Annotated in this window: 23 protein-coding genes and 1 tRNA gene; 7 read left to right on the top strand and 17 right to left on the bottom strand. The window is 67.5% G+C overall.

What is annotated here, in order from left to right; all coding sequences use genetic code 11:
* Positions 1-32: 32 nt before the first annotated feature.
* The 9 genes from ACH0BU_RS14465 to ACH0BU_RS14425 all read right to left on the bottom strand — a co-directional run bounded on the left by ACH0BU_RS14465 (position 33) and on the right by ACH0BU_RS14425 (position 9,096).
* A complete protein-coding gene (locus ACH0BU_RS14465) occupies positions 33-1,148 on the bottom strand; it encodes an acyl-CoA dehydrogenase family protein (protein WP_136451260.1) in 1,116 nt (371 codons plus the stop codon).
* A 14-nt stretch (positions 1,149-1,162) separates the two neighbouring features.
* Positions 1,163-1,510, bottom strand: a complete 348-nt coding sequence (locus ACH0BU_RS14460) for a YybH family protein (protein WP_296221272.1) — start codon at positions 1,508-1,510, stop codon at positions 1,163-1,165.
* Between the two features lie 3 nt (positions 1,511-1,513).
* Entirely contained in the window at positions 1,514-2,743 is a 1,230-nt protein-coding gene (locus ACH0BU_RS14455) for an FAD-dependent oxidoreductase (protein WP_296221270.1), read from the bottom strand.
* Positions 2,744-3,254: 511 nt separating this feature from the next.
* Positions 3,255-3,330: transfer RNA gene (locus tag ACH0BU_RS14450), tRNA-Lys, on the bottom strand.
* Positions 3,331-3,413: 83 nt separating this feature from the next.
* Positions 3,414-4,526 (bottom strand): rod shape-determining protein RodA, encoded by a 1,113-nt coding sequence (rodA, locus tag ACH0BU_RS14445; protein WP_046410764.1) that lies wholly within the window; start codon positions 4,524-4,526, stop codon positions 3,414-3,416.
* Entirely contained in the window at positions 4,523-6,616 is a 2,094-nt protein-coding gene (mrdA, locus tag ACH0BU_RS14440; protein ID WP_296221266.1) for a penicillin-binding protein 2, read from the bottom strand. Before mrdA ends, rodA begins: the two co-directional genes overlap by 4 nt.
* Complete coding sequence (gene mreD, locus ACH0BU_RS14435; RefSeq protein WP_498343175.1) at positions 6,613-7,122, bottom strand: rod shape-determining protein MreD; 510 nt, start codon at positions 7,120-7,122, stop codon at positions 6,613-6,615. The genes mrdA and mreD overlap by 4 nt, the downstream gene beginning before the upstream one ends.
* Entirely contained in the window at positions 7,119-8,039 is a 921-nt protein-coding gene (locus ACH0BU_RS14430; RefSeq protein ID WP_046410759.1) for a rod shape-determining protein MreC, read from the bottom strand. Before ACH0BU_RS14430 ends, mreD begins: the two co-directional genes overlap by 4 nt.
* Before the next feature lie 16 nt (positions 8,040-8,055).
* Positions 8,056-9,096, bottom strand: a complete 1,041-nt coding sequence (locus ACH0BU_RS14425) for a rod shape-determining protein (RefSeq protein ID WP_046410758.1) — start codon at positions 9,094-9,096, stop codon at positions 8,056-8,058.
* 140 nt (positions 9,097-9,236) lie between these two features.
* On the opposite strand from ACH0BU_RS14425, the gene mutL reads away from it, so the two are divergent.
* Positions 9,237-11,033 (top strand): DNA mismatch repair endonuclease MutL, encoded by a 1,797-nt coding sequence (mutL, locus tag ACH0BU_RS14420; RefSeq protein ID WP_296222749.1) that lies wholly within the window; start codon positions 9,237-9,239, stop codon positions 11,031-11,033.
* An 8-nt stretch (positions 11,034-11,041) separates the two neighbouring features.
* Here mutL and mfd read toward each other — a convergent pair whose 3' ends face one another.
* Both mfd and ACH0BU_RS14410 read right to left on the bottom strand, forming a co-directional pair.
* Complete coding sequence (gene mfd / locus ACH0BU_RS14415; protein WP_500264225.1) at positions 11,042-14,497, bottom strand: transcription-repair coupling factor; 3,456 nt, start codon at positions 14,495-14,497, stop codon at positions 11,042-11,044.
* A gap of 43 nt (positions 14,498-14,540) precedes the next feature.
* Positions 14,541-14,825, bottom strand: a complete 285-nt coding sequence (locus ACH0BU_RS14410) for an FAD assembly factor SdhE (protein ID WP_046411778.1) — start codon at positions 14,823-14,825, stop codon at positions 14,541-14,543.
* Positions 14,826-14,939: 114 nt separating this feature from the next.
* On the opposite strand from ACH0BU_RS14410, the gene recG reads away from it, so the two are divergent.
* Positions 14,940-16,994 (top strand): ATP-dependent DNA helicase RecG, encoded by a 2,055-nt coding sequence (gene recG, locus ACH0BU_RS14405; RefSeq protein WP_296221748.1) that lies wholly within the window; start codon positions 14,940-14,942, stop codon positions 16,992-16,994.
* Between the two features lie 46 nt (positions 16,995-17,040).
* Here the strand turns inward: recG and ACH0BU_RS14400 are convergent, their stop codons facing one another.
* From ACH0BU_RS14400 to ACH0BU_RS14390, 3 genes are read right to left on the bottom strand one after another with little or no spacing between them, the layout of a single operon-like run.
* Positions 17,041-17,820 (bottom strand): sulfite exporter TauE/SafE family protein, encoded by a 780-nt coding sequence (locus ACH0BU_RS14400; RefSeq protein WP_296221746.1) that lies wholly within the window; start codon positions 17,818-17,820, stop codon positions 17,041-17,043.
* 7 nt (positions 17,821-17,827) lie between these two features.
* Positions 17,828-18,346, bottom strand: coding sequence for a rhodanese-like domain-containing protein (locus ACH0BU_RS14395; protein ID WP_046410754.1), 519 nt, complete (start codon positions 18,344-18,346; stop codon positions 17,828-17,830).
* On the bottom strand, positions 18,343-18,663 hold the full coding sequence (locus tag ACH0BU_RS14390; protein ID WP_206430521.1) for an ArsR/SmtB family transcription factor: 321 nt from the start codon (positions 18,661-18,663) through the stop codon (positions 18,343-18,345). The genes ACH0BU_RS14395 and ACH0BU_RS14390 overlap by 4 nt, the downstream gene beginning before the upstream one ends.
* A 69-nt stretch (positions 18,664-18,732) precedes the next feature.
* Here ACH0BU_RS14390 and ACH0BU_RS14385 point away from each other — a divergent pair, with 69 nt between their 5' ends.
* Complete coding sequence (locus tag ACH0BU_RS14385) at positions 18,733-19,608, top strand: MBL fold metallo-hydrolase (protein ID WP_136451252.1); 876 nt, start codon at positions 18,733-18,735, stop codon at positions 19,606-19,608.
* A gap of 20 nt (positions 19,609-19,628) precedes the next feature.
* Here the strand turns inward: ACH0BU_RS14385 and tyrS are convergent, their stop codons facing one another.
* From tyrS to serS, 3 genes are read right to left on the bottom strand one after another with little or no spacing between them, the layout of a single operon-like run.
* Positions 19,629-20,855: a tyrosine--tRNA ligase gene (gene tyrS, locus ACH0BU_RS14380; RefSeq protein WP_314469942.1), complete on the bottom strand. Its 1,227-nt coding sequence runs from the start codon at positions 20,853-20,855 to the stop codon at positions 19,629-19,631.
* Positions 20,856-20,912: 57 nt separating this feature from the next.
* Positions 20,913-21,977, bottom strand: a complete 1,065-nt coding sequence (locus tag ACH0BU_RS14375; RefSeq protein ID WP_046410751.1) for a peptidoglycan DD-metalloendopeptidase family protein — start codon at positions 21,975-21,977, stop codon at positions 20,913-20,915.
* A 10-nt stretch (positions 21,978-21,987) separates the two neighbouring features.
* Positions 21,988-23,277 (bottom strand): serine--tRNA ligase, encoded by a 1,290-nt coding sequence (serS, locus tag ACH0BU_RS14370; RefSeq protein WP_314469897.1) that lies wholly within the window; start codon positions 23,275-23,277, stop codon positions 21,988-21,990.
* A 94-nt stretch (positions 23,278-23,371) separates the two neighbouring features.
* Between serS and ACH0BU_RS14365 the strand changes: the two genes are divergently transcribed.
* The 4 genes from ACH0BU_RS14365 to ACH0BU_RS14350 all read left to right on the top strand — a co-directional run bounded on the left by ACH0BU_RS14365 (position 23,372) and on the right by ACH0BU_RS14350 (position 26,133).
* Positions 23,372-23,881, top strand: a complete 510-nt coding sequence (locus ACH0BU_RS14365; RefSeq protein WP_046410749.1) for a host attachment family protein — start codon at positions 23,372-23,374, stop codon at positions 23,879-23,881.
* Between the two features lie 331 nt (positions 23,882-24,212).
* Positions 24,213-24,635 (top strand): hypothetical protein, encoded by a 423-nt coding sequence (locus ACH0BU_RS14360; protein ID WP_500264224.1) that lies wholly within the window; start codon positions 24,213-24,215, stop codon positions 24,633-24,635.
* Positions 24,636-25,167: 532 nt separating this feature from the next.
* Positions 25,168-25,629, top strand: a complete 462-nt coding sequence (gene dksA / locus ACH0BU_RS14355) for an RNA polymerase-binding protein DksA (protein ID WP_046410748.1) — start codon at positions 25,168-25,170, stop codon at positions 25,627-25,629.
* Positions 25,630-25,761: 132 nt separating this feature from the next.
* Positions 25,762-26,133: a PilZ domain-containing protein gene (locus ACH0BU_RS14350; RefSeq protein ID WP_046410746.1), complete on the top strand. Its 372-nt coding sequence runs from the start codon at positions 25,762-25,764 to the stop codon at positions 26,131-26,133.
* Positions 26,134-26,259: the final 126 nt, after the last annotated feature.

The following is a 26,259-nucleotide window of genomic DNA, read 5'->3' as shown; positions in this document are numbered from 1 at the left end:
CACGGGGCCTCCGGTCTTGTCCGTTACGTGGCTCAGGCGGCGATCGGCTGGTTGGCGGCAGCCAGGCGGCTGACGAGCTTCTCTTCCCAGTCGGGCTGGCTGCCGAGCGCGAGCGCGAGGTGGTTCGCGCGCCGGTAGTAGAGGTGGCAATCCATCTGCCACGTGAAGCCCATGCCGCCGTGCACCTGGATGTTGTTCTTCGCGCAATGGCGGAAGGCGTTGGTGGCCGAAACGCGCGCCGTCGCTGCCGCGCGCGGCAGTTCGGCCGCCCCAGTGGAAAGCGCCCAGGCACCGTAATAAGCGTTCGACCGGGCGAGCGTTGCGGAGACGTACATGTCGGCCAGCATGTGCTTGATGGCCTGGAAGCTGCCGATCTGGCGACCGAAGGCCATCCGCTCCAGCGCATAGTCGCGGCCCATTTCGAGCGCGCGGTCCGCGCCGCCGATCTGCTCGAACGCCACCAGCACCGCCGCGCGGTCGAGCAGGGTCTGATATTGCGACCAGCCCTCGCCCGGCTCGCCCAGCCGCTCGGCCGCTGCGCTGTTGAAGGTCAGTTCGGCTTGGGCACGCGTGGGATCGATCGTGTCGAGCGCGCGCCGTTCGACCGCCTTCTGCGCGAGATCGACGAGCACCAGGCTCAGCCGATCGCCCTCCTTGGCCAGCACCAGCGCCACGTCGGCAATCTCGCCGTCGAGCACCGGAGCCTTCTTGCCCGAGACGGTGCCGCCCGCGAAGGTCGTGCGAACCGAGGTCTCGCTCAATCGCTCACCCTCCGCGGCGGCGACGCAGCCGATCGCTGCGCCGGCCGCGATCCGGGGGAGCCATGACGCCTGCTGCTCGGCCGTGCCGAACGACTTGATCGCCTCTGCCACCAGATAGACCGAAGAGAGGATCGGGAGCGGCGCCAGCGCCCGGCCGAATTCCTCCGCCACGGCGCACAGCTCAAGATAGCCAAGGCCAAGGCCGCCATGCTCCTCCGGGATGGCGATGCCGAGGAACCCCATCTCGGCCACCCCGCGCCACAGGTCGCGATCGAAGCCGCCACCCTCCAGCGCCTTGCGCACGCGGTCCGGCGGGCATTCCGCCGTCAGGAAGCGCCGTGCTTCCTGACGGAATTCATTTTGTTGTTCGTTGAAATCGAACTGCATCGATCCCCTCCCTCTTATTCCTGTGGCAGCTGGTGCACATAGACTTCGTTGTGGGTGATCCTGTCGCCATCGAGCAGGACCATGTCGAACCCGCGCATCCGACCCGCCCCTTCAACATCGCAATACCAACGGCCGCAGAAGCCGCCCGGAATGGGCCAGGTCTCGTCCGGGGTGTAGGTCATCGCCGGGGTCGCAGCGAACAGGCCGGTCAGATAGGCGCGCAGCGCGTCGTGCCCGGTGATCCCGCCCGCTGTCTGCGGATCGAAATAGCGGCAATCCTCGGCGTAGAAGCCGAGCAGCGCCTCGACGTCCTTGGCGGTCCAGGCGGCCAGCCAATCGGCATTGTAGCGCGCGATATCCATCGATCAGGCTCCCACCACGCGCGCGACATGCGCCGGCTCGAAAATCTCTGCCGGGACGGCTTCGGGACCGGCGAGCGTCGCGACGCCGTGGAGGCCGAGCATCGGATCGGCGGCGCTTGCCTCATAGTAACGATGCCGCCGCGCACGCGCGGCCTCGCCAAACTCCATGTCGAGCGTCGCCTGCATCTCCGCCGCGATGCGCAGCCGGCGCATCCGCTCCGCGCGTTCCTCTGCATAGGGTCGAAAATCGGGCGCTTCTTCCGGCGCCGTTTCCTTGAGGATGTCGCTGACGAGGCGAACGTCGCGGTAGGTGATCGACAGGCCGAGGCCCAGGATCGGATCGTTCCACCCGGCGGCGTCGCCGACCAGCACGGCGCCGGGCGCATAGGCGCGCTGCGCGGCGCTGCTGTTATTGTAATAGGCGAACAGCGGGCTGGCGGGGGTGCCGCCAGCGATCGCCTCATTATGCGGCGCCGATTTCATCCGGAACGCCTCGAGGAAGCGGGTTGGCCCGTCCTTTCCGGCAAACCGCTTGGTATCGGCGAGCGACCAGCCGCCATAGACGCGCATCCGCTCCTGGCCCTGCGGGAAGGCGAGGAAGCCGAAATCATCCTCCGTGCCGATCGCCTGGCGCGTATCGTCCCAGCCGGCGACGCCATCGACCAGCAGCCCGGCGAACCAATGGTGCGGCTTGTCCTGATGCAACGTCAGCCCGGCGGCGCGGCGCACCCCGGATTGCCGCCCCTCGGCCCCGACGATCAGCGGGGCACGCGCCGTATGCTCGGCGCCATCGAGGAGGTAGCTGACCGCGGGCGATGCGCCCAGCGTGATGGAGGTGATGGTGACGCCGCGATGCGCCGTCGCGCCCGATGCGGCGGCGGTGTCGAACAGCGTCTGACAATGGACGGGGTGGCGTAGGCATAAGGGGCCTGGCACGTCGGGCGCGAACATGCCGAGCGGCATCGCCGCTGCCTCCGCCGCAGCGGGATCGCGCGTCTCGTCATAAGTGACGTGGCTGGTCAGGTGATGGCCGCCCGCGGCGACCAGCGTATCATACAGGCCGAGCCGTTTGGTTTCGGTCACGCCCCAGGGCGCGATCCATTCGCCGCGCACCTTGTCCTCATAGACCGTCGTTTTTTCCAGCAGCAGCACGGACCGGCCGGCGCGCGCCATGGTCGCCGCCAGCGCCGACCCGCCGATGCCGCCCCCGACGATGATGAGGTCGTATGTCATGCACGCTCTCCTGCCGTCGGCGGCCATCGTGGGCAGCGCGATCGGTATGGATTAAGTCGATCGACCTAATCGCCTGACAGGTACGAGCGGCGCGGCGGGCAAGTCAATGGGCCGGGCACGCAAAACGACGATCGGGTCCGGGCGGCTGTCGATACGATTGCGATCGTGCCTTAGGGCGGGGGCGACCGTGTCAGAGAACGAAGTAAAGCAGGACCACCAGACAGAGGCCGATGGCCGCCAGGAAAATCAGAGCGTCAGTGCCGGTGATTTTCGACATGGCTGGCCCTTCCTTCGTCGCCGTCACGGATGCGGCGCAGGAGTCATCACCCCTCCCGCAGCAACATGCATTGCGCAATTGCCCGTAGCGGGGCGGGGAGTGGTGGTGTTGGGGATTGGTGAACCAAACATCCGGCCGGTCCGCGCCCGATCGGGGGGGGGCTGCCATCTCAGCCGGACATGCCACTCCACCGAAGCGTTGCGCCCTAAGGCATTGAAACTATTCGGAGGAGGGTGGTGGACGCACTTGGGCTCGAACCAAGGACCCGCTGATTAAGAGTCAGCTGCTCTACCAACTGAGCTATGCGTCCGTTCCGGTGTAGGCTGGTGCCTCGCCGCCGGGAGGCGCGTCATTAGCATTGCTCCGGCGGGACGCAACCACTTTTTTCGAGTTTCACCAATTTTGTTCGCCGCGATTGCTGCGGTCGATCGACATGAGGATGCCAAGGCACAGGAACACGGTCATCTGCGCCGATCCGCCGAAGCTGACGAGCGGCAGCGGGATGCCGACCACTGGGGCGAGGCCCATCACCATCGCCAGGTTGATCGCGACGTAGAAGAAGATCGTCGTCGCGAGGCCCGCGGCGGTGAGCTTGGCGAAGCGGGTGCGGGCGCGCAGGCCGACATTGATGCCCCAGCGGATCACCATCAGATAGGCGACGATGATGAACAGGCCGCCGAGCAGGCCCCATTCCTCCGCCATGGTCGCGAAGACAAAGTCGGTGTGCCCCTCCGGCAGGTAATCGAGGTGGCTCTGCGTGCCGTTGAGGAAGCCCTTGCCGGTGATGCCGCCAGAGCCGATCGCGATCTTCGACTGGCTGATGTGATAGCCGGTGCCGAGCGGATCGCTTTCGGGATCAAGGAAGATGAGCACGCGATTGCGCTGATAGTCGTGGAGCAGATAAGTCACCGCGAGCGGCGCGGCGACGGCGAGGCCGAGCGCGCCGCCGACGAACAGGCGCAACGGGACGCCGGCGAGGAACATCACCGTCAGGCCGCCGCCAGTGATCATGAGCGCCGTCCCGAGATCGGGCTGAAGCATGACCAGGCCGGCCGGCAGCCCAATGAGGATTGCCGCCGGCCAGATCGCGCCGAAGCGCCGCGTCTCGTTGGGCGGCAGCAACTCGTAGAAGCGCGCGCAGGCGAGCACGATCGCCGGCTTCATCAGCTCCGACGGCTGCAACCTGATGAAGCCGAAATCCAGCCAGCGCTGACTGCCGCCGCGCACCGCACCGAGCAGTTCAACCGCAAACAACAGAATGACGATCAGGACATAGCCGGGCAGCGCGCCACGTCGCCACACGTCCTCCGGCACGCGGGAGATCACGATCGACCCGCACAGGAAGATGACGAAGCGAATTCCCTGCGAGAGTGCCCAGGGACGCATGTTGCCGCTCGCGGCGGAGTAGAGGATGACGAGGCCGAACCCGCCAAGCGCGATCACCAGCAGCAGCATCCGCCACGGTAGCCGCGCCAGCGGCGCAGGCACGATCGACGGTCGGCTCATTGTGGATCCGATGGTTCGGTGGTGCCGACGCTCGCGGGACCTGCGCCATTGGCGATGTCGCTGACGGTCGCCTCCTGCGCCGCGTTCGAGGCGTCGGTCGCCTGGCGAACGGCCGGCGCGCGCGTCGGGGCGGGGGCATCGGTTTCGGTGGCGGCGCCCTGCGCCGGGGACGGCGCATTGGCGGCGGCGCGGTAGGCGGCTTCCTGCGCGGCCATGCGCGTCCGGATGTCGCCGCCCCATGTCGGTTCGACCTCGGCGAGCGCCTTCAGCGCACGCTCCTTGTCGAACAGATAGGTCATGATGTCCTTGCCGATCATTGGCGTGTCGAGGTTGCGGATGACGTGGCCGTTATGCTCGAGCACGATGGCCGCGGCGTAGCGCGGCTTGTCCGACGGCGCGAAGCAGATGAACAAGGCGTGGTCGCGCAACTTGAAGGGGAGCTGTGAATTGCGGAGCACGCCGGTGCGACGTTCGGCCATGGTGATACGACGTACCTGGGCGGTGCCGGTTTTCGCCGCCAGATCGATGCCAGGCAGGTACAAGCGGGAGGCGCCGCCCGTGCCGCCGCCATTGACCACCTTCCACATCGATTCGCGAACAATCTGAAGATGCTCTTCCTTGTACGGCAGCAAAGGGGCGTTGCCGTGCACGCGATCCATCAACAGGCTGGGCTGGACCTGCCGTCCCGACGCAATGCGCATCGCCATCACCGCAAGCTGGAGCGGATTGGACAGGACATAGCCCTGGCCGATCGATGCGTTCAGCGAGTCGGCGACGGTCCACTTCGTCTTGTACTTGCGCTCCTTCCACACGCTGTCGGGCACGGTGCCGTAGCGCTGCGTCGCGAAGGGCAAGTCGAATTTCTCGCCCATGCCGAGCGAGCGGGCGACCGGCGCCACCTTGTCGTAACCAAGGCGGCGGATCATCTCATAGAAATAGATATCGCAGCTCTGCGCGACGGCGCCGCGCAGGTCCATCGGGCCATGCCCACGCCGCTTGTGGCAGTGGAACACGCCGCTGCCGACCCGCATCGCTCCGCTGCAATACACCCGCTCGTCGGGGCTGATCCCTGCTTCCAGCAGCGCAAGGCCGTTCATCGGTTTCACCGTCGAACCCGGCGGATACAGCCCCTGCGTCACCTTGTTCATCAGCGGGACGTGATCGTCCGCCGACAGCATCTTCCACTCCATGTGGCTGATCCCGTCGGAGAAGCTGTTGGGATCATAGGCCGGCATGGAGACCATCGCGAGCATCTCGCCGGTGTGACAGTCGAACACCACCGCGGAGCCGGAGTTCGTGCCAAGCCGGCGCGCGGCATATTCCTGCAAGCCGGAATCGATCGTCAGCTTCTGCGTCTTGCCGGGCACGTCGGGACGGGTGGCAAGCTCCGCGACCAGCTTGCCGCGCGCCGTCACCTCGATCCGTTTTGCCCCGGGCATGCCGCGGAGCTCATTTTCCATCGTCTTTTCAAGGCCGTCCTTGCCGACCTTGAAACCCGGTGTCAGCAGCAGCGGGTCGCGCGTCTGCTTGTACTGCTCCGCCGTCGCGACACCGACATAGCCGGTAAGGTGCGCGACCGCGGCACCGGCGGGATAGTTGCGCGCGAACCCGCGCGTGGGCGCGACGCCGGGCAGTTCGGGCTGGCGCACCTGCACCGCTGCGAACCGCTCCCAGCTCACATTCTCGGCCACCTTGACCGGCTGGAAGCCGGCCGCCCGCTTCAGGTCGGCGCGCACGCGCAGCAGGTCGTCGTCGGTCAGCGCCAGGAGATCACGAAGCGCCGCCAGCGTGCGTTCCTCGTCAACGATCCGATCGGGGATCAGGTCGACGCGAAAGTCGGTGCGATTGTCCGCAATGGCGTGGCCATGGCGATCAACCAGCCAGCCGCGACGCGGCGGAATGAGGGTCATGTTGACCCGGTTGTTCTCGCTCAGCAGGTTATAGCGTTCGTTCTCGGCAATCGACAGCCAGCCCATGCGACCGGCCAGCACGCTGCCCACGCCGATCTGCATCGCGCCGAGCAGCCAAGCCCGGCGCGAAAACGTGTAGCCCTGCTGCGCCTCCGTGGCGATCCGCGGTGTCCGGTTCATTCGGCAACGCGACGGCGATCAACCCAGGCGACGGCGCGCGCGGCTAGGGGGAAAAGAAGAATCGACACGATGATCTGGACCACTAACACGCTATCAACCTGCGCGCCGAGGGGGGTGGCCAGAAAACGACCGGCAATCAGGCAGAAGGCGATACCCACGGCCGCGATCAGCCAATCCTGTGCGAAGGCGCGGAAGATGGTGCGCTGATCAAACAAATCGACCAGGAAAAAGGTCAGCGTCCACAGCAGCATCGCGCTGCCGAGCGGCTGGCCGCTGAGGCAATCGTCGAACAGGCCGAGCAGCGCCGGTGCCCAGCGGCGCAGCGCAAGCGGCGCGAGCAAGCGCCACGAAAGGAGCATGAGGAGGCCGAACGGCGGCAGCAGTGGCAGCGTTGCCACCACCGGGATGATCGTTACCAGGGAGCCGCCCATGACGGTCAGCCATGGCAGCGCACGCGCCGGCGACTGCTGCATCGGCGCCTGGAAGGGTTTGGGCGCAGTGCTCACTGCGCCGCCGCGCTCCCGACGGGCTGGCTGCCGGTTGCCTGGGGGTCGGCAGGGTCGGGCCGCGCCGGGGGCGGGGGCGGCAGGAACGGCGCGCTGACGATGGCGAAATCGAACGTATTGGCCTCGGCAAACGGCTTGGCGGGGGCGCTGTCGGCGCCCGGCTTCAGCACATGGGCGACCAGCACGCCGGGGGTGTAGAGGCCGCCGATGCCGGACGTGATGAAGCGGTCGCCTGGCTTCAGCCGCGCATTGGTGGTGCCGACCGAACGGATATCGAGCAGGCCATCGCCGCGCCCGGCGGCGAGGGCGGGCAGCCCGTCGCCGATGCGCTGCACGGGGATGACGCTTTCCGCGTCGATGGTGAGCAGCACGCGCGCTGAATTGGGTCCGGCCTCGACAATGCGGCCGATGAGCCCGTCGGGGCCGCGCACCGGCATGCCGGGCCGCACGCCCTGCCAGCGCCCGGCGTTCAGGATCCCGAAGCGCCGCGTGCTCGATGCACTGGAGCTGACGATCCGCGCCGTCGCCACGGTATCGGGCGTCGCCTCGCGCAGTTGGAGCAGCCCGCGCAGGCGGCGATTGTCGCGCACGATGATCCGCGCCTGGGTCAGCGCCTCCCTGGTGCGGGCGACTTCGGCGCGCAAAGCGGCATTTTCGTTATGGACGCGGAAATAGGTGGCGATCGTCTCCGGCACGGAGGCAATGCCGCGCACGACCGCGGCCCCCGCGGTGGAAGCCGGCGCGGTGACCTCGGTCGCGGCCGACCGCAGCGCGGCAAAGGCGGGCGGATTGAATTGCGACAGGACGAGCAACACCGCACCGACCAGCGCTCCCGCGACGGCCAGGATGTAGCTCATAAAGAGCGTATATTGCGCCCGTCGCGAGAAACCCGGGCGCCGGTCCCGCGGCGGCGCCATTCGCTATTCCTTCAGATCAGCCGCTTTGCAGCACGCCGCGATAGATCGGATCCTCGAGCGCGCGACCCGTGCCCAGCGCGACGCAGGTCAGCGGATCTTCCGCCACCGTCACCGGCAGGCCGGTCTCGTCGCGAAGCACCTCGTCCAGACCCTGCAGCAGCGCGCCACCGCCGGTGAGCACGATGCCCTGATCGACGATGTCCGCGGCGAGTTCGGGCGCGGTATTCTCAAGCGCCACGCGAACACCCTCGACGATCGTGGCGACCGGCTCGGACAACGCCTCGGCGATCTGGCCCTGGTTGATCTGGATTTCCTTGGGCACGCCGTTCACCAGGTCGCGACCCTTGATGTGGATCGTCATGCCGATGCCATCGACTGGCGGCTTGGCGATGCCGACTTCCTGCTTGATCCGCTCGGCGGTGGCTTCGCCGATCAGCAGATTGTGGTTGCGGCGTACGTAGCTGACAATCGCCTCGTCCATCTTGTCGCCGCCGACGCGCACCGACGTGGTGTAGGCGAGGCCGCGCAGCGACAGGACGGCGACTTCGGTCGTGCCGCCGCCGATATCGACGACCATGCTGCCGATCGGTTCGGTCACCGGCATGTCCGCGCCGATCGCGGCCGCCATCGGCTCCTCGATCAGCCACACCTGGCTCGCGCCGGCGTTCGACGCCGCGTCGCGGATCGCGCGGCGCTCAACCTTGGTCGAGCCCGACGGCACGCAGATCACGATCTCCGGCCAGCGCATGAACTTGCGCTGCCCATGGACCTTGTAAATGAAACTCTTGATCATCTGCTCGGCGACATCGATGTCGGCAATAACGCCATCGCGCAGCGGACGGATCGCCTCGATGTTGCCGGGCGTCTTGCCCATCATCAACTTGGCGTCTTCACCGACGGCCTTGACCTTCTTGATGCCGTTGATCGTCTCGACCGCCACAACGGACGGTTCATTGAGCACGATACCGCGGCCACGAAGATAGACCACGGTGTTCGCAGTCCCGAGATCGATCGCCATGTCATGGGACATGAACTTGAAGAAACGCGAGAAGGCCATGTTCAGCTTAATTCCGTCCCCGAGTCGCCGGAGCGAGGTACATCAATCATCCCGCCGCCGCGGCCGCAAGTCGCTTCTAGGGCTTTGATCGTGCTGTCACGGGGTCGCGGGATGGCGCCGATTGGGCTAGGGGGCTGATGGTGTCAATACGTCGCCTCCCTGAACATCTGATCAATCGCATCGCCGCCGGTGAAGTGGTGGAAAGACCGGCTAGTGCGTTGAAGGAACTGGTGGAGAACGCGCTTGACGCGGGCGCCGCCCGAGTCACCGTGCGATTGGCAGAGGGTGGCCTGTCGCGGATCGAGGTGGTCGACGACGGCTGCGGCATGACCGCGGCCGATATGGCGCTCGCGCTGGAACGCCATGCCACGTCCAAGCTTCCCACCGATGAGATCGATCAGGTCGCCACGATGGGGTTCCGCGGCGAGGCGCTGCCCTCGATCGCCAGCGTTGCGCGGCTGACGCTCGAAAGCCGGGTGCGCGGCGCCGATGGCTGGTCGCGCGTCATCGACAATGGCGCAGTGGTGGGGGACGGCCCCGCCGCGTTGCCGCCGGGCACACGGGTCATGGTGGAGGAATTGTTTGCGCGCGTGCCCGCCCGCCGCAAGTTCCTGCGCTCGGGCCGCAGCGAATATGCCGCCTGCCTGGACGTGGTGCGGCGTCTTGCGATGGCACGGCCGGACGTCGCCTTTCTTCTCGAACATGATGGCCGCCGCGTCCTTGCGGCGCTCCAGCCGGAGGATCGCCCCGCCCGCGTCGCGGCGCTCACCGACCGCGCGCTGAAGGAGAACAGCGTTGCGATCGACATGGAGCGCGAGGGGCTGGTGCTCGGCGGGGTCGCTGGCCTGCCGACCTTCCATCGCGGCGTTGCCGATCACCAATATCTGTTCGTCAACGGGCGCCCGGTGAAGGATCGGTTGCTCACCGGCGCGATCCGCGGCGCTTATGCCGAGATGATGCCGCGTGACCGGCACGCCGTGGTCGCCTTGTTCCTCGACGTTCCGCCCAGCGAAGTCGACGTCAACGTGCATCCGGCCAAGACGGAGGTTCGCTTCCGCGATCCGGCGATGGTGCGCGGCCTTATCGTGTCCGGCCTACGCCGCGCGCTCGACATGGCCGGACATCGCGTGGCGCATCGCGCGCCAGCCGACGCGATGGCGATGTTTCGTCCGGAGCCGAGTGGCGGCGGGGCGGAACCATCGGCCCTCTTTGGCGGGCAGGGGCAGGCGGCTGTCACTCCTGGCGGCGCGCCTTTCGCGGGCGGCAATGTGGTGCGTGACCAGCGGCCGACCTTCTTCGCGCCGCCGCCGCAAGCGCGTGCCGAGCCGGCGACGGCGCCGCTGCCGGACACCGGGGATCACCCGCTGGGCGTGGCGCGGGGGCAGGTCGCGAAAACCTATATCGTGGCGGAGGCGGCGGACGGGCTGGTGATCGTCGATCAGCACGCCGCGCACGAGCGGCTGGTGCTGGAACGGATGCGCGCCGCGCTGGCTGGGGGGCGCGTGGCGGCGCAGGCGCTGCTGATCCCCGAGGTGGTCGAACTGGACGAGCCGGCATGCGACCGGATGGAATCGCGCGCGCCGGAATTGAGCGAACTTGGCCTCGATGTGGAGCGTTTCGGCCCCCGTGCGATGCTGGTGCGGGCAACCCCGGCGCTGCTCGGCCGCGGTGATCCTGCCGGGCTGGTGCGCGACCTGGCCGATGAACTCGCCGCGTTCGACGAGGCGCTGTCGCTACGCGAGCGGCTCGATGCGGTGGCGGGCACCATGGCCTGCCACGGATCGGTGCGCGCCGGCCGGGTGCTATCGGTCGCCGAGATGAACGCGCTGCTGCGCGAGATGGAGGCGACGCCGCATTCGGGGCAGTGCAACCATGGCCGCCCCACCTGGGTGAAGCTGGCGCTGTCCGACGTCGAGAAGCTGTTCGGGCGCAAGTAGCGGCGGGATTACCCCGCCGCCTTCGCCAGCCCCTTCGACAGTTGCAGCGCGCCGTGCAGCCGCGCGGCCGGATCGGCCCAGTTGCGGGTGAGCGCCAGCTTCGAATCCGGACGCAGCTTCGCAATGCCGCCGAGCTTGTCGACATAGGCGAGCAGGCCGGGGACGTTGGGCGGTGTATCGTCGTGGAAGCTGACGAGCGCGCCCTTCGGCCCGACGTCCATCTTCGACACGCACGCCTTCTTGGCGTTCATCTTGATCTCGATGACCTTGATGAGATTGTCGGTCGCCTCAGGCAGCGGCCCGAAACGGTCGATCATCTCGGCGGCGAACGCCTCCAGCTCGCGCTTCTCGTCCAGCTCGTTGAGGCGGCGATAGAGCGCCATCCGCAGGTCGAGATCGGGGACATAGTCGTCCGGGATCAGGATCGGCGTGTCGACGGTGATCTGCGGCGAGAAATCGCGCGGGCGGCTGGCGAGGCCGCCGGCCTTGGCGTCCATGATCGCCTCTTCCAGCATCGACTGGTAGAGTTCGTAGCCGACCTCCTTGATGTGGCCGGACTGCTCGTCCCCGAGCAGATTGCCCGCGCCGCGAATGTCGAGATCGTGGCTGGCGAGCTGGAAGCCGGCACCCAGGCTGTCGAGATCGCTGAGCACCTTGAGGCGTTTCTCCGCGGAGTCGGTCATCATCCGTTCGGGCGGGGTGACCATATAGGCATAGGCGCGCGTCTTCGATCGGCCGACGCGGCCGCGCAGCTGGTAGAGCTGCGCCAGCCCGAAACGGTCGGCGCGGTTGACGATCATCGTGTTGGCGGACGGGATATCGATGCCGCTTTCGATGATGGTGGTGGAGACGAGCACCTCGAACTTCTTGTCGTAGAAGGCGCTCATCCGTTCCTCGACCTCGCTTGCCGCCATCTGGCCGTGGGCGATGACGTAGCGGATTTCGGGCACTTCCTTGCGCAGGAACTCCTCAATGTCGGGGAGGTCGGCGACGCGCGGCGTGACGAGGAAGCTCTGCCCGCCGCGATAATGTTCGCGCAGCAATGCCTCGCGCAGGACGACGGGGTCCCACGGCATGACATAGGTGCGCACCGCCAGGCGATCGACCGGCGGCGTCTGGATGACGGACAGCTCGCGCAGGCCCGACATCGCCATCTGCAGCGTGCGCGGGATTGGCGTCGCGGTGAGGGTAAGGATATGCACGTCGGCGCGCAATGTCTTGAGGCGTTCCTTGTGCGTGACGCCGAACCGTTGTTCCTCGTCGACGATGACAAGGCCGAGGCGCTTGAAGTCGACGTTCTTGGCAAGCAGCGCGTGGGTGCCGATGACCACGTCGATCGTGCCGTCGGCAAGCCCTTCCTTGACGCGCTTGGTCTCCGCCGCGGTGACGAGGCGGGAGAGGCGGCCGATGCGGATCGGGAAGCCTTCGAAGCGGGCCATGAAATTGTTGTAATGCTGGCGCGCGAGGAGCGTCGTCGGGCAGACGACCGCGACCTGCATGCCGGCCATGGCGGCGACGAAGGCGGCACGCAGCGCGACCTCCGTCTTGCCGAAGCCGACGTCGCCGACGATCAGCCGGTCCATCGGCTTGCCGGCGGAGAGATCGGCCAGCGTTTCCTCGATCGCGCGGTCCTGATCGTCGGTTTCCTGATAAGGGAAACGATCGACGAAGCTGGGGTAGCCGCTGCTGTCGGGCTCGGCGACCTCGCCCTGGCGAAGCGCGCGCAGGGCCGCTGTGGCGATCAGCTCACCCGCGATCTCGCGGATGCGCTCCTTCATCTTCGACTTGCGGCGCTGCCACGCCTCGCCGCCGAGCCGGTCGAGGCTGGCGCCTTCCTCGCCGGAGCCGTAGCGGCTGAGCACCTCGAGGTTCTCGACCGGGACGTAGAGCTTGTCGCCGCCGGCATATTCCAGCTGCACGCAATCGTGCGGCGCCTTGGCGACCGGGACCTGAGTCAGCCCGACGTAGCGGCCGATGCCGTGATCGGTGTGGACGACGAGATCGCCGGGCGAGAGCGTGGCGAGTTCGGCGAGGAAGGCGTCGGCGGACTTGCGGCGCTTGGCACGGCGCACGAGCCGGTCGCCGAGCATGTCCTGTTCGGTGAGGACGGCTACGTTGGGTGCGGTGAAGCCATGGTCGAGCGGTAGGACGATGAGCGCGGTCTGCGTCTCGCCGACGCCCTGCGCCTCCTGCCATGTGTCGACCGCCTTCGCGCCGGTGAGGCCATGGTCCTTGAGAAGATTGCCGAGCCGATCGCGTGCGCCGGTCGAGTAGCTCGCGAGGACGGGCGTGCGGCCTTCCTTGCGCAGCGCCTTCAGGTGATCGACCACCGCCTCATAGACGTTGGCATGGGCGGCGCGCTCGGGCGCGAAGTCGCGCGGGCCGTCGACGTCGAAGTCGACCACGGTGGCGGATTCGGGCTCGTGGAACGGCGTGGTAACGTGCGCGGTCGCGGTGGCGAGCGCTTCCTCCCATTCCTTGGGCGGCATGTAGAGCGTCTTGGCGGGAAGCGCGCGGTAGCTGCCGGGCTGCGCTGCCTCGGCGCGCTTGCGGTTCTCGTAATAATCGGCGACCGCCTCGAACCGCGCCTCGCCGGCGGCCTTCACGCCGCCGTCGCGGACGACCAGCGCGTCCTCGCCGATATGGTCGAACAGCGTCTCGAGCCGCTCCTCGAACAGCGGCAGCCAATGTTCCATGCCGGTCAGGCGGCGGCCTTCGCTGACCGCCTGGTAGAGCGGGTCACCCGTCGCGGTGGCGCCAAAGGTTTCGCGATAGCGGCTGCGGAAGCGCTTGATGCTTTCCTCGTCCAGCAGCGCCTCGGACGCGGGGAGGAGGGTGAAGCCGGGGATCTTGCCGGTGGTACGCTGGTCGGCGGGATCGAAGGTGCGCACGCTCTCGATCTCGTCACCGAAGAAGTCGAGCCGAAGCGCCTGCGTCTCGCCCGAGGGGAAGAGATCGACCAGGCCACCGCGCACGGCATATTCGCCCGCATCGTGGACGGTATCGGTGCGGACATAGCCGTTGGCGGAAAGCAGCGCGGCGAGCTTGTCGCGTGCGATCCGCTCACCCGGTTTCAGGTTCGCGACCAGCTGGCGGATGCGGAACGGGGTGAGCGTGCGCTGCGTGGCGGCGTTGACGGTGGTGAGGACAAGCTGCGGCGTCTTGGGGGTCGCCTGCAGCTTGTGCAGCGCGCCGATCCGCTCCGCCATGACGCGCAGGGAGGGCGAGGCCCGGTCATAGGGAAGGCAGTCCCACGCGGGATATTCGACGATCTCGATCTCCGGCGCGAAGAAGCGCGCGGTGCCGGCGATCGCGCGCATCGCCGCTTCGTCCGGCGCGATGAACACCGCCCGCGTCGTCGCCGCGCGGGCGAGATCGGCGAGCAGGCTGGGCAGGAAGCCGGTCGGCACGCCCGAGAGGGTGAGCGGCGTCTTGGCGGAGAGAATCGTCTTCAGATCGGGCAAAGGCGGGTCCGTTCGTATCGGGCGGCGACAGGCAGGGGTGGGGTCAGGCGCCGGGCTGGCTGCCCGGGGTAGCGAGCGCGAAATCGACGCGGCGCATCGTCTGCATCATCTCGCCTTCCCATTCGGGCGGGCAGGGGATGGAGCCGATCGCCCAGCCCATGATGTCGACGTCCTGTTCCTCCAACAGGCGTTCGAACCATTGCAGCTGTTCTTCGGACCAGCTGGCATGATGCGCATCGAAGAAGCCGCCGATCATGAAATCGGCCTCGCGCGTGCCCCGGTGCCAGGCGCGGAAGCGGGTGCGCCGCAAACGAGTTTCTTGATCCATCAGGGGCTCCAACGACACTTGGCCGGCCGTGGTTTCGCACGGTCGGCGACGATAATTCATCCGCTCGCCTGACAGGATCGATGCGAACGGCTAGGCGTGGCGCCAGAGATAGTCATGCGACCCGATATCCTCAATCCACTGTTCGCCGAAGTCACCGCGCTGAAGGGCGTGGGGGCAGGGCTGGCCAAGCCGCTGGATCGGCTTGGCCTCGCGAGGGTGGTGGACGTGCTTTTCCATCTGCCGAGCGGCTGGATCGATCGCCTGCCGCGCGACGAGCTGATGGCGCAGGATGCGGGGCGCACGATCGCGATCACGCTGACGGTGCGCGACATCCGCGTCTCCTCAAGCCCGCGCGGGCCGACGCGGGTGCAGGCCGCCGACGGCTACGGCAACATCGTCAGCCTCGTCTATTTCGGGCGATCGAGCGGGCTGGTGCGCAAGCTCTATACCGTCGGCGAGCCGGTTCGCGTCTCCGGCAAGCTGGAGACATACGGCCAGGAATTGCAGATCATCCACCCGGAGATCGTCGACGGGGAGGACAGCTTTCGCGAGCGCGAGGCGATCTATCCGCTGTCTGAGGGGATTACGTCGCGCCGGGTGGGCGGGCTGGTCGAGCAGGCGATCGCCCGCTCGCCCGAGCTTGGCGAATGGATCGAGCCGGGGCTGTTGGCGCAGCGCGACTGGCCGGGGTGGAAGGAGGCGCTGGCGCGCGTCCATGCCGATCCGGCCGATGCGGTGGCGCGGGCGCGGATCGCCTATGACGAGATCTTCGCCAACCAGCTGGCGCTGTCGCTGGTGCGGCAGGATACGCGGCGTCGGCGCGGGCGGGCGCTGAAGGGCGACGGGCGGCTGCGCGATATGCTTCGGCTGCCCTATGCGCTGACCGGCGCGCAGGCACGGACGGCGCGCGAGATCGAGGGCGACCTAGCGCAGGAAGCGCCGATGCTCCGGCTGCTGCAGGGCGATGTGGGATCGGGCAAGACGCTGGTCGCCGCGCTCGCGCTGCTGATCGCGGTGGAGGCGGGTGCGCAAGGCGCGCTGCTGGCGCCGACCGAGATCCTGGCGCGGCAGCATTATGACACGCTGCGCGAGACGCTGTCGGGCCTGCCGGTGAACATCGCGGTACTGACCGGGCGCGACAAGGGCCGGGCGCGCGAGGGCGTGCTGATGGGGCTGGCGGATGGATCGATCGACATTTTGATCGGCACGCACGCGATCTTCCAGGATGCGGTGACTTACCGCGATCTGGGGCTGGTGGTGGTGGACGAACAGCATCGCTTCGGCGTGGCGGAGCGGCTGGCGCTTTCCGCCAAGGGCAAGACGACGCCGCACCTGCTGGCGATGACCGCGACTCCGATCCCGCGCACGCTCGTCCTCGCGCAGCATGGCGAGATGGACCAGAGCCGGCTGGACGAAATGCCGCCGGGGCGCGAGCCGGTGGAAACGCGCGTCATCAGCGAGGAGCGGCTGGACGAGGTGGTCAACGCGCTCGGCCGGCATCTGGCGGAGGGCAAGCAGGCCTATTGGGTCTGCCCGCTGGTGGAGGAGAGCGAGAAGAGCGACCTTGCCGCCGCCGAGGCGCGGGCGGCGGCGCTGGCGGGGCGCTTCGGGGATCGCGTCGGGCTGGTGCATGGCAAGATGCGGCCGGCGGAGAAGGACGCGGTGATGGCGCGCTTCGCCGGCGGCGAGCTTGGCGTGCTGGTGGCGACGACGGTGATCGAGGTGGGCGTGAACGTGCCCAATGCGACGCTGATCGTGATCGAGCATGCCGACCGCTTCGGCCTGGCGCAGCTTCACCAGCTGCGTGGGCGGGTGGGGCGTGGCGGCGGGCAATCGCGCTGCCTGCTGCTGCGCGGCAATGCGCTGAGCGAGACGTCGCGCGCGCGACTGGCGCTGATGCGCGAGACGAACGACGGCTTCATGATCGCCGAGGAGGATCTGCGGCTGCGCGGCGGGGGCGAATTGCTCGGCACGCGGCAATCGGGCGAGGCGGCGTTCCGGCTGGCGACACCGGAACTGCTCAACGAGCTGCTGCCGATCGCTTATGATGATGCGCGGCTGCTGATCGATCGCGACGGCGGGCTTTCCGGCCCGCGCGGGCAGGCGGCGCGGGTGGCGCTGTATCTGTTCGAGCGCGACGCCGGCGTCGCCCTGCTGCGATCGGGCTGATCAACGATTTCGCGCCGCGTCCCGGATGCGCGGGCAAGCGGCGCCGTCAGAACGAGGTCAGCGCGACGTAGAGGCCGACAGCGATGACCATCACGGCAAAGCCGCGTTCGAGCAGGCCCTTGCGCGTGGCGAGGGCCCGAGCGGCGGCCATCCCGGCTACGGTGCCGATCGCGCCGCCCGCGATCATCAGCGCGGTGATCGGCCAGTCGACCATGCCCGAGGTGGCGTAGGACGCTGCGGTGGTCAGCCCCAGTGCGCTCACCACCACGAGCGAGGTTCCCACCGCGTTGGCGATCGGCATGGCAGTGGCCAGCATCAGGCCCGGGACGATGAGGAAACCCCCGCCGATACCGAAGAAGCCGGCTGCAAGGCCGACGCCAAGGCCAATCGGGATCAGCCTCGGCAGCAGCGTCGCGGCGGACTCTCGCGACAGGCGAACGTCCCGCGCTGGCGCAGACTTGCGGGGGCGGAGCATCGAGAGGCCAACGCCGACCATCAGCAGGCCGAACAATGCCAATAGCCGCGCGCCATCCATTGCCTTGCCGAGTTCCGCACCGATGCTCGCCCCGGCGACGCCCACCGCCGCGAACACGGTGGCGCAAGGCCATTTTACCGTGCCCGCCTGGGCGTGGCCGGCAAGGCTGGCCAGCGCGCTGGCGGCGACTGCAACGGCGGCCGTCCCGATCGCGAGATGCGCAGACCCGGTCCCGACGACATAGACGAGCAACGGCACGGCGAGGATCGACCCGCCGCCGCCGACCAGCGCCAGGATCAGGCCGATCGCCGCGCCGGACGCGAGCGTGGCGAGGATGGCGGCGGCGGTCATGAGCGGCTCAGCTCGCGGCGCGCCGGTTCCACGGCATCATGCGCAGCAGGTTCGCCATCCCACACCAGCCGGTCGCCCCGGCGAGCATCAGGCCGGCACCAACGAAGGCGGACAGGCCGAAGAAGGCGGGAGTGACGAACAGGCCCAGCAGCACGCCCGCAAGCACCAGCATGCCTGCCGTGATCTGCACCTGCCGCATGACCTCAAGTGGCTGGGCGCGATCGACCACCGTCGGTTGCCCGGCCGAGCGCCAGGCATCCACGCCGCCATCCAGGATATAGGCCGGGGCGCCTGCGGCAGCGGCGGCGAGCGCGCTGGCGTTGGCAGCCGTGCGCATCCCCGACTTGCAGTGGAAGATCACCGGGCGCTCTTCGCGCCGCAGGGTGGCAACGCGGTCGAGCGGCAGATTGACCGCACCGGGAATGCGCTCGCGCGCGAATTCGTCAGCGCCGCGGATGTCGACCAGCCGCGCGCCGCCATCGAGGGCGACGCGCGCGTCGCGCGGGGACAGGGTGGGAAGCATCAATCAACGTCCTTGCAGTAAAGTTGGTAGAGGGTGGCGAGAAGCGTTTCGACGCGGGGATCCGCGATCGCGTACCAGAGCGTCTGGCTCTCGCGCCGGAAGGCGACGAGGCCTTCGTCCCGCATCTTCGCGAGATGCTGCGAACAGGCGGACTGCGACAGGCCGACCTCGCGGGCGAGGGTGGTGACCGTCACCTCGCCATGCTCGACCAGCTTACACAGCAGCATCAGCCGCCGGGGATTGCCGATCGCCTTCAGCGTGTCGGCAACCTGGCCGGCCTTTTCCTCGAACGTCGCCAGATCCATCGGCGGCTTCAGCATCTGCTTCTCCATTAGATATTGCTAATTTAGAGAGCGCTAATACATATGCAAGGCATGATGGAGCCGAATATGACCCAGCCTTTTATCAAGGCCTTCTTCGATGAGCCGACCAACACGATCAGCTATCTCGTCGGCGACCCGGCCACGCGCATCGCGGCGGTGATCGACCCAGTGCTCGATTTCGACCTGGCGAGCGGCGAGGTGGATACCCGGTCCGCAGAGCGGATCCTCGCCTTTGCCGATGAGGACGGATGGCAGATCGCGATCGTGCTCGAGACCCATGCGCATGCCGATCACCTGTCCGCGGCGCCATTCATCAAGGCGCATACGGGCGCATGGATTGGCATCGGCGCGCACATCCGCGACGTGCAGCGCATCTTTCGCGCAGTATTCGCGATGACGGAATTGAAGACCGACGGATCGGATTTCGACCGCCTGTTCGACGACGGCGAGCGCTTCCAGATCGGCGACCTTGCCGTCGAGGTGCTGCACGTGCCCGGCCATACGCCGGCCGATGTCGCCTATCTGATCGGTGATGCCGCGTTCGTCGGCGATACCTTGTTCATGCCCGATTATGGCACCGCGCGTGCCGATTTCCCGGGCGGTGACGCGCGTACTTTATATCGCTCGATCCGCCGGCTGCTGTCGCTGCCTGGCGAGACGCGGCTGTTCCTGTGCCATGACTATAAGGCGTCCGGTCGCGACGAATATCGCTGGGAGACGACCGTGGACGAGCAGCGTCGATCGAGCGTGCATGTTCATGACGCGGTAAGCGAGGACGCGTTCGTCGCCATGCGCGAGCAGCGCGACGCTGGCCTCGCCGTGCCGCGGCTGTTGTTGCCGTCGATCCAGGTCAACATCCGCGCCGGCCGCTTCCACGAGGCGGCGGACAATGGGGTCACCTATCTGCGCATTCCCGTGAAGCCTCGGCAACGCGCAGAGTAAGGAGGGAAGGGCGCCGATGGTCAGCCGGCGACGAGCAGGCCGTGGTGCTTCTTGCCGGCGGAGATGCGGACCGGCTCGCCGCCCGCGGTGACAGTGGCGGCTTCGTCGGAGACCTTCTCGCCGGCGACGCGTGCGCCGCCCTGCTTGATCAGGCGGCGGGCCTCGCCCTTGGAGGCGCAGAAGCCGAGGCCGACGAGGACGTCGACCAGCGCCACCTCTCCGCTGGCGGCGAAGGTGGGGAGGGCGTCGCCGCTGGCGCCTTCCTCGAAGGTCTTGCGGGCGGTTTCGGCGGCCTGTTCCGCTGCCTCGCGGCCGCGGCACATGGCGGTCGCTTCGTTGGCGAGGATCTTCTTCGCCTCGTTGATCTCCGCGCCCTCGAGCTTTTCGAGCCGGGCGATCTCGTCCTCCGGCAGGTCGGTGAACAGGCGCAGGAAGCGGCCGACGTCGCGATCATCGGTGTTGCGCCAGAACTGCCAGTAATCGAAGTGCGGCAGCTGATCCTCGTGCAGCCAGACGGCGCCCGAGACGGTCTTGCCCATCTTCTGCCCGTCGGCGGTGGTGAGCAGGGGCGTGGTGACGCCGAACACTTCGGTCCCGTCCATGCGGCGGGCGAGTTCGATGCCGTTGACGATATTGCCCCATTGATCGCTGCCGCCCATCTGCAGCCGCACGCCATGGCGCTGCGACAGCTCGCGGAAGTCATAGGCCTGCAGGATCATGTAGTTGAATTCGAGGAAGCTGAGCGATTGCTCGCGATCGAGCCGCAGCTTCACCGAATCGAACGACAGCATCCGGTTGACCGAGAAATGCTGGCCCACCTCGCGCAGGAAGGGAATGTATTCGAGCTTGTCGAGCCAGTCGGCATTGTCGACCATCACCGCGTCGGTGGGCCCGTCACCAAACGTCAGGAAGCGTTCGAAGATGCGGCGGATCGAGGCGACGTTGGCGCCGATCCTGTCCTCGGTCAGCAGCTGGCGCGATTCTTCCTTGAACGACGGATCGCCGATCTTGCCGGTGCCGCCGCCCATCAGGACGATCGGCTTGTGTCCGGTCTGCTGCAGCCGGCGCAGCAGCATGATCTGGACGAGGCTGCCGACGTGGAGCGACGGCGCGGTCGGATCGAAGCCGATATAGCCCGGCACCACCTGCTTCGTCGCGAGCGCATCGAGCGCGGCCGCGTCGGTCATCTGGTGGATGTAGCCGCGGTCGGTGAGGACGCGGAGCAGATCGGACTGATGGTCGGTCATAGTGAAGCGGCACATGCCCTCACCCGGCCCCGCCCGCAAGCGGGAGGCGTGTGCCGGCTATTTCCGGGGGAGCTGAGTCGCCGGATCGACCGGGCTGCGGCCCTTGCGCAGCTCGAAATGGAGCTCGGGCTGATCGGCAAAGCCCGTGTCGCCGGACAGCGCGATCGTCTGGCCCTTCTTCACTGCCTGGCCACGCTGGACGAGCAGCTTGGAGGCGTGGCCGTAGACGCTGGTCCAATTCTCGCCGTGGCGGATGATCACCAGCCCGCCGAGCGCGGCGATGCCGTCGCCGACATAAGCGACGGTTCCGTCGGCGGCGGCGCGGACCGGCGTTTCGGTCGGCACCGCGATCTTGATGCCGTTGTTGCGCTGGCCGCTGGCGCCGGCGCCGAAGCGGCCGACGATGCGACCGTCGACCGGCCACATGAAGCGGCCCGGGCTGCTGGTGGGCGGCGCGACCGCCGCGGTGGCGGGCAGGACACGGCGCGGCGTCGCGACCGGCTTGGCCGGTGCCTGGTTCTCGGCGATCGCCGGCTCACCACCGGTGATGATGTCATCGATGTCGAGGCGGAAGGCGGCGGCACGCTCGGCGGCGCTGCGCGGGCGTGCGTCACCCGGGATCAGGATACGCTGCCCGGTGCGCAGGATATAGGGTTCGCTAAGGTCGTTGGCGGCGACGATGTGCGACCATTCGACGCCATAGGCGCGCGCGATGGCGATGCCGGTCTGGCCGGAGCGCACCAAGTGATAGCGGCCGCCGGGGATGCGCAGCCGCTGGCCGGCGTAGATGACGAACGGCGCGGACAGGCCGTTGGCGCGGGCGATCGCTTCCGATCCGGCGCCGGTCCGCTCGGCGATGGCGCGCAGCGAATCGCCGGAGCGCACGACATAGCTCTGCTCGGCGACCTGCCGCGCGTCACCGGCCACGCCGCGCTGCTCCCAGGCCGGGGGCGGGGCGGGGAGCTGCTCCACCTCATCCTGCGGACGCGCCGCGCCGCCCCGGTGCGGCGTGGGGCTGCTGCCGGGCTCAGCGGGCGCTGGCCGGATCGGGCGGTCGACCGAAGGGATGCATCCCGCCAACGCGATCGCGAGCGGCAGCGCAAGCGGGATACGGTTCGTCATTACCGCTGCATTAACCCTGGACGGGCCGCGGCTCCAGCCGGTTCAGCCCGCCAAGATAGGGCTGAAGCACGGTGGGCACCGCGACCGAGCCGTCGGCCTGCTGGTAATTCTCCAGGATGGCGACGATCGTTCGGCCGATCACCAGCCCGGAGCCATTGAGCGTGTGGACGAAGCGCGTGTTCTTCTCGCCTTCCGGGCGGAAGCGCGCGTTCATGCGGCGGGCCTGGAAATCGGTGCAGGTGGAGCAGGACGAGATTTCGCGATAGCGATCCTGCCCCGGCAGCCAGACCTCGATGTCGTAGGTGCGGGCGGCCGAGAAGCCCATGTCGCCGGTGCACAGCTTCATGCGGCGGAACGGCAGCTCCAGCCGGGTCAGCACGTCCTCGGCAATCGCCGTCATCCGCTCATGTTCCGCCTCCGACTGATCGGGCTCGACGATCGAGACCATCTCGGCCTTGTCGAACTGATGCTGGCGGATGAAGCCGCGCGTGTCGCGCCCCGCCGCGCCGGCCTCGGAGCGGAAGCACGGGGTGAGCGCGGTGAAGCGCAACGGCAGATCGGTGGCGGCGAGGATTTTCTCGCGCACGATGTTGGTGAGGCTGACCTCACTGGTCGGGATCAGCCAGCGACCGTCGGTGGTGCGGAACAGATCCTCGGCGAACTTGGGCAACTGGCCGGTGCCGAACATCGCCTCGTCACGTACGAGGAGCGGCGGGATCACTTCCTCATAGCCATAGTCGCGCGTCAGCACGTCGAGGCCGAACTGGCCGAGCGCACGAGCAAGTTTCGCAACATGGCCGCGCACGAGCGTGAAACGCGCGCCGGACAGCAAAGCGCCGGTCTCGAAATCGAGGCCGAGTGCGGGGCCGATCGCATCATGCTCGCTGATCGCAAAGTCGAACATCGGGCGCTGACCGCGTTCGTGGATCAGCTGATTGTCATTCTCGTCCGCGCCATCGGGCACGTCGGCGAGCGGCAGGTTGGGCAGGCCAGCGAGCAGGCTGTCGAGCGCGCCGCCAAGGCGGGCTTCCTCTGCCTCCAGCTCGGGCAGCCGCTGCTTCAGTGTGGCGACTTCCGCCATCAGCGCCGCGGCGGTTTCCTCGTCCTTCTTCGCCTTGGCCGCGCCGATCGCCTTTGACGCCTCGTTGCGGCGCGCCTGGCCGACCTGAAGCTCCGTCACCACCTCGCGGCGGCGGCGATCGAGATCGAGGATGGTGGCGGCATCCGCCGGCTTGCCACGGCGCGCCATGGCGGCGTCGAAGGCGGCGGGATCGTCACGGATCAGGCGAATGTCGAGCATGGCGCGGGGCTATGCCGGGCAGCGATCAGCGAGGCAACCCGGCCCGGCGGCGGCGCGTTGTTTCTCGTGACAAGCAAAACAGGAGACCTTGCTCATGCACGTGCCGTACAATTCCGTCGTTCTGGTCGCGGATGGCCGCAAGCTGCTCTTCCTGCGCAACGAAGGCGATGAAGTGCACCCCAATCTGACCGTCGAACATGCCGAGGAGCGGCCCAACCCGTCGGATCTCGATCAGAAGACCGACAAGGCAGGCCGGGCGTCCTCCACGCAGTCGGGCCCCGGTGCGCCCTCCATCGCGCGCAACGGTTCCAACCACGCGCAAGGTGCGGGCGCACAATTCGCCCCCTCGCGCGGCTCGCTGGGTGAAACCGACTACCATCAGCTCGAGGAGGATCGCTTTGCCGCGGACGCGGCTGAACTGCTGAAGAAGCGGGCGTTCTCCAATGAATATGATTCGCTGATCGTCATCGCGCCGCCCAAGACGCTCGGCGAACTGCGCAAACACTACCACAAGGAAGTGACCGATCGCCTGTCGGGCGAACTGGCCAAGGATCTGACCGGCCACCCGATCGCCGACATCGAAAAGGCATTGCTCGACGCCTGAGGCCAGGGCCCGGAAGAGAAGTAAGGAAAGGCGGCGTACCCACCACGGGATACGCCGCCTTCATTGTGTCAGGGCAGGCGCGGCGGGATTGCCCCGTCAGTCCGCCGGCTGCGCTCTCTTCGCGAACCCTCGACGGGCGATCAGCGCTGCCGCCGCTGCGCCGAACAGGATCATCATCGGCGGAGCAGGAACCGGCGACGGGTTGCCGCTGCTGGTGCCGGGATGCCCGCCGTTCGAAGACCACCCCTTGGAGGACGAGCCCCAGCCCTTGGACGATGAGCCCCAGCCCTTGGACGACGAACCGTAGGAGGAGCTCGACGTCGAGCCCGAGGTGGAGGACGATGTCGAGGAGGAGGTGGACGACCCGGTAGAGGTCGATGACGAGGTGGACGAACCGCCAGTCGAGGTGGACGTCGACGAGCCGCCCGTGGAGGTCGACGTCGAGGAGCCGCCGGTCGAGGTGGACGAGCCACCCGACGACGTGGAGGTCGACCCGCCGCTCGAACTGGACGTCGAGGAAATCACGATTCCGCTGGAGCCCGATCCGCCCGATCCGCCCGATCCGCCGAAGAACCCGCCGGCAAAGAAGCCGCCGCCGCCAAAGCCACCGCCCCAGCCACCACCGACGATCGGCGCGACCTCACCGCCGCCGGACACGACGGAAGGGGCCGTGGGCAGCGGCACCGGAACGGGCGCTGCCTGCGACGCGACCGTCACCACGGCCGGCGCGCAGGTCGGCGGCGTGGCAGCCTGAACGACTCGGCGTACGGGGGTTGTCGGCCGTGGGCGCCGGACGACCTTCTTGGGCGCCTGCTTCACGAACTTGGTATAGGAACTGCGAGCTTTCTGTGTCTGGGCGACATGCACTGCGCCTCCGCCGACGATTGCACCGCCAACGGTGCACGCGCAGAGTTTCGCCAAAGCCATCCGCACCGACATGATGTCACTTTCTCATTCTGCTGGAGGCCAGGGGCCACCTGTTCTTCAACGGCGTTGCTGCCCTTGTGGGCTCAAGGTGCCGAACAAAGCCTTAAACACAACAGCAATGGTTCGTCCCTGTATCCAATAACCGCGAAAAACATGAGGTGCAGCGCACAATTTGGGGCGGACGTGTCACTCCGGGACATCCAGCGATCGGTTAATTCGTTCATGTCGTCGCAACCGAATATCAAATAAGCACTTTTATACGCTTGCGAGTGCTTGTCGGTTGTCTGCTCCGCGTCTATAGGCCCCTTCCGGGGCGCGGTGGTGCTACGACACCCTGACGCGGGCGGGGAGATAGGTCGATGGCGACGGCGTACAATCGCGTGGATCAGATAGACCCAGCAGACCTAGGGGCTGCAAACGACGACGGTTACCGTCCAAGCCCGGACGAACCGTTCATGAACCCTCGACAGCAGGAATATTTCCGGGCCAAGCTACTGGCCTGGAAGGACGCGATCCTCCGGGAATCGCAGGGCACGCTGTCACAGCTTCAGGTCGACTCGCTGCGGGAGGCGGATCTCAACGATCGCGCGTCGAGCGAGACCGACTGGTCGATCGAGCTGCGTACGCGCGATCGCCAGCGCAAACTGATCGGCAAGATCGAGGCGGCGCTGCGCCGGATCGATGATGGCGAATATGGCTATTGCGAGGTGACCGGCGAGCCGATCAGCCTGGGCCGGCTTGAGGCGCGGCCGATTGCGACCATGACGGTCGAGGCGCAGGAACGGCACGAGCGCAACGAAAAGGTTTCTCGCGAGGATTGAGCCGACTGCGGTTCCGGCGGGATCATCCACCCGCCCGGCGGTTGGCGAAAGACGATGGATTGGTCCTAAATGGGACAGTCTGACGGCTGTTTGTTTGCAATTCGTAAACACATGCTGGAATAATCCTCGCCCATGGACTCCCCTTCCGCGAGCATCTTCCTCGACGATTCCCAAACGCCTGCCACGGGCGATCGTGGTCGGGACAGCCTGTTGCTGCTGGCGCGTCTGAAGGTGGAAGGAATGCCGAACGACCTGTCGGTCCGGGTTCGCAATCTTTCTGCCGGCGGCCTGATGGCGGAATTGCCCGAACCTGTGTCGCCTGAGTCTGCGGTGCAGATCGAATTGCGCGGGATTGGCCTCGTCTCCGGCCGCGTGGCGTGGCAGACCGAGGGGCGGGCAGGGATCGCCTTCGACCGGCCGATCGATCCGCAGCGCGCGCGAAAGCCGCTTGGCGCCCGCGCGTCGGACCAGGCCGAGCCGCGGACCATGCGCTTCCCGGGCTGATAGCCCCGTTCATTCCCGCGGCGACCACCGTTGCGTAGCGCCAGTGGCCTGATCTGGCCCCCGTTTCGCCGGACGGATTTAAGCGGTTGCAGAAACCAGTGCGCGATGCTCGCGCGGCGAACGCAT

This window comes from Sphingomonas olei (assembly GCF_045369765.1).
In the GTDB taxonomy this organism is placed as follows: Bacteria; Pseudomonadota; Alphaproteobacteria; order Sphingomonadales; family Sphingomonadaceae; genus Sphingomonas; species Sphingomonas panaciterrae.
The sequence above is the reverse complement of the archived record's forward strand: the minus strand, read 5'-3'. Positions and strand labels throughout refer to the sequence as shown.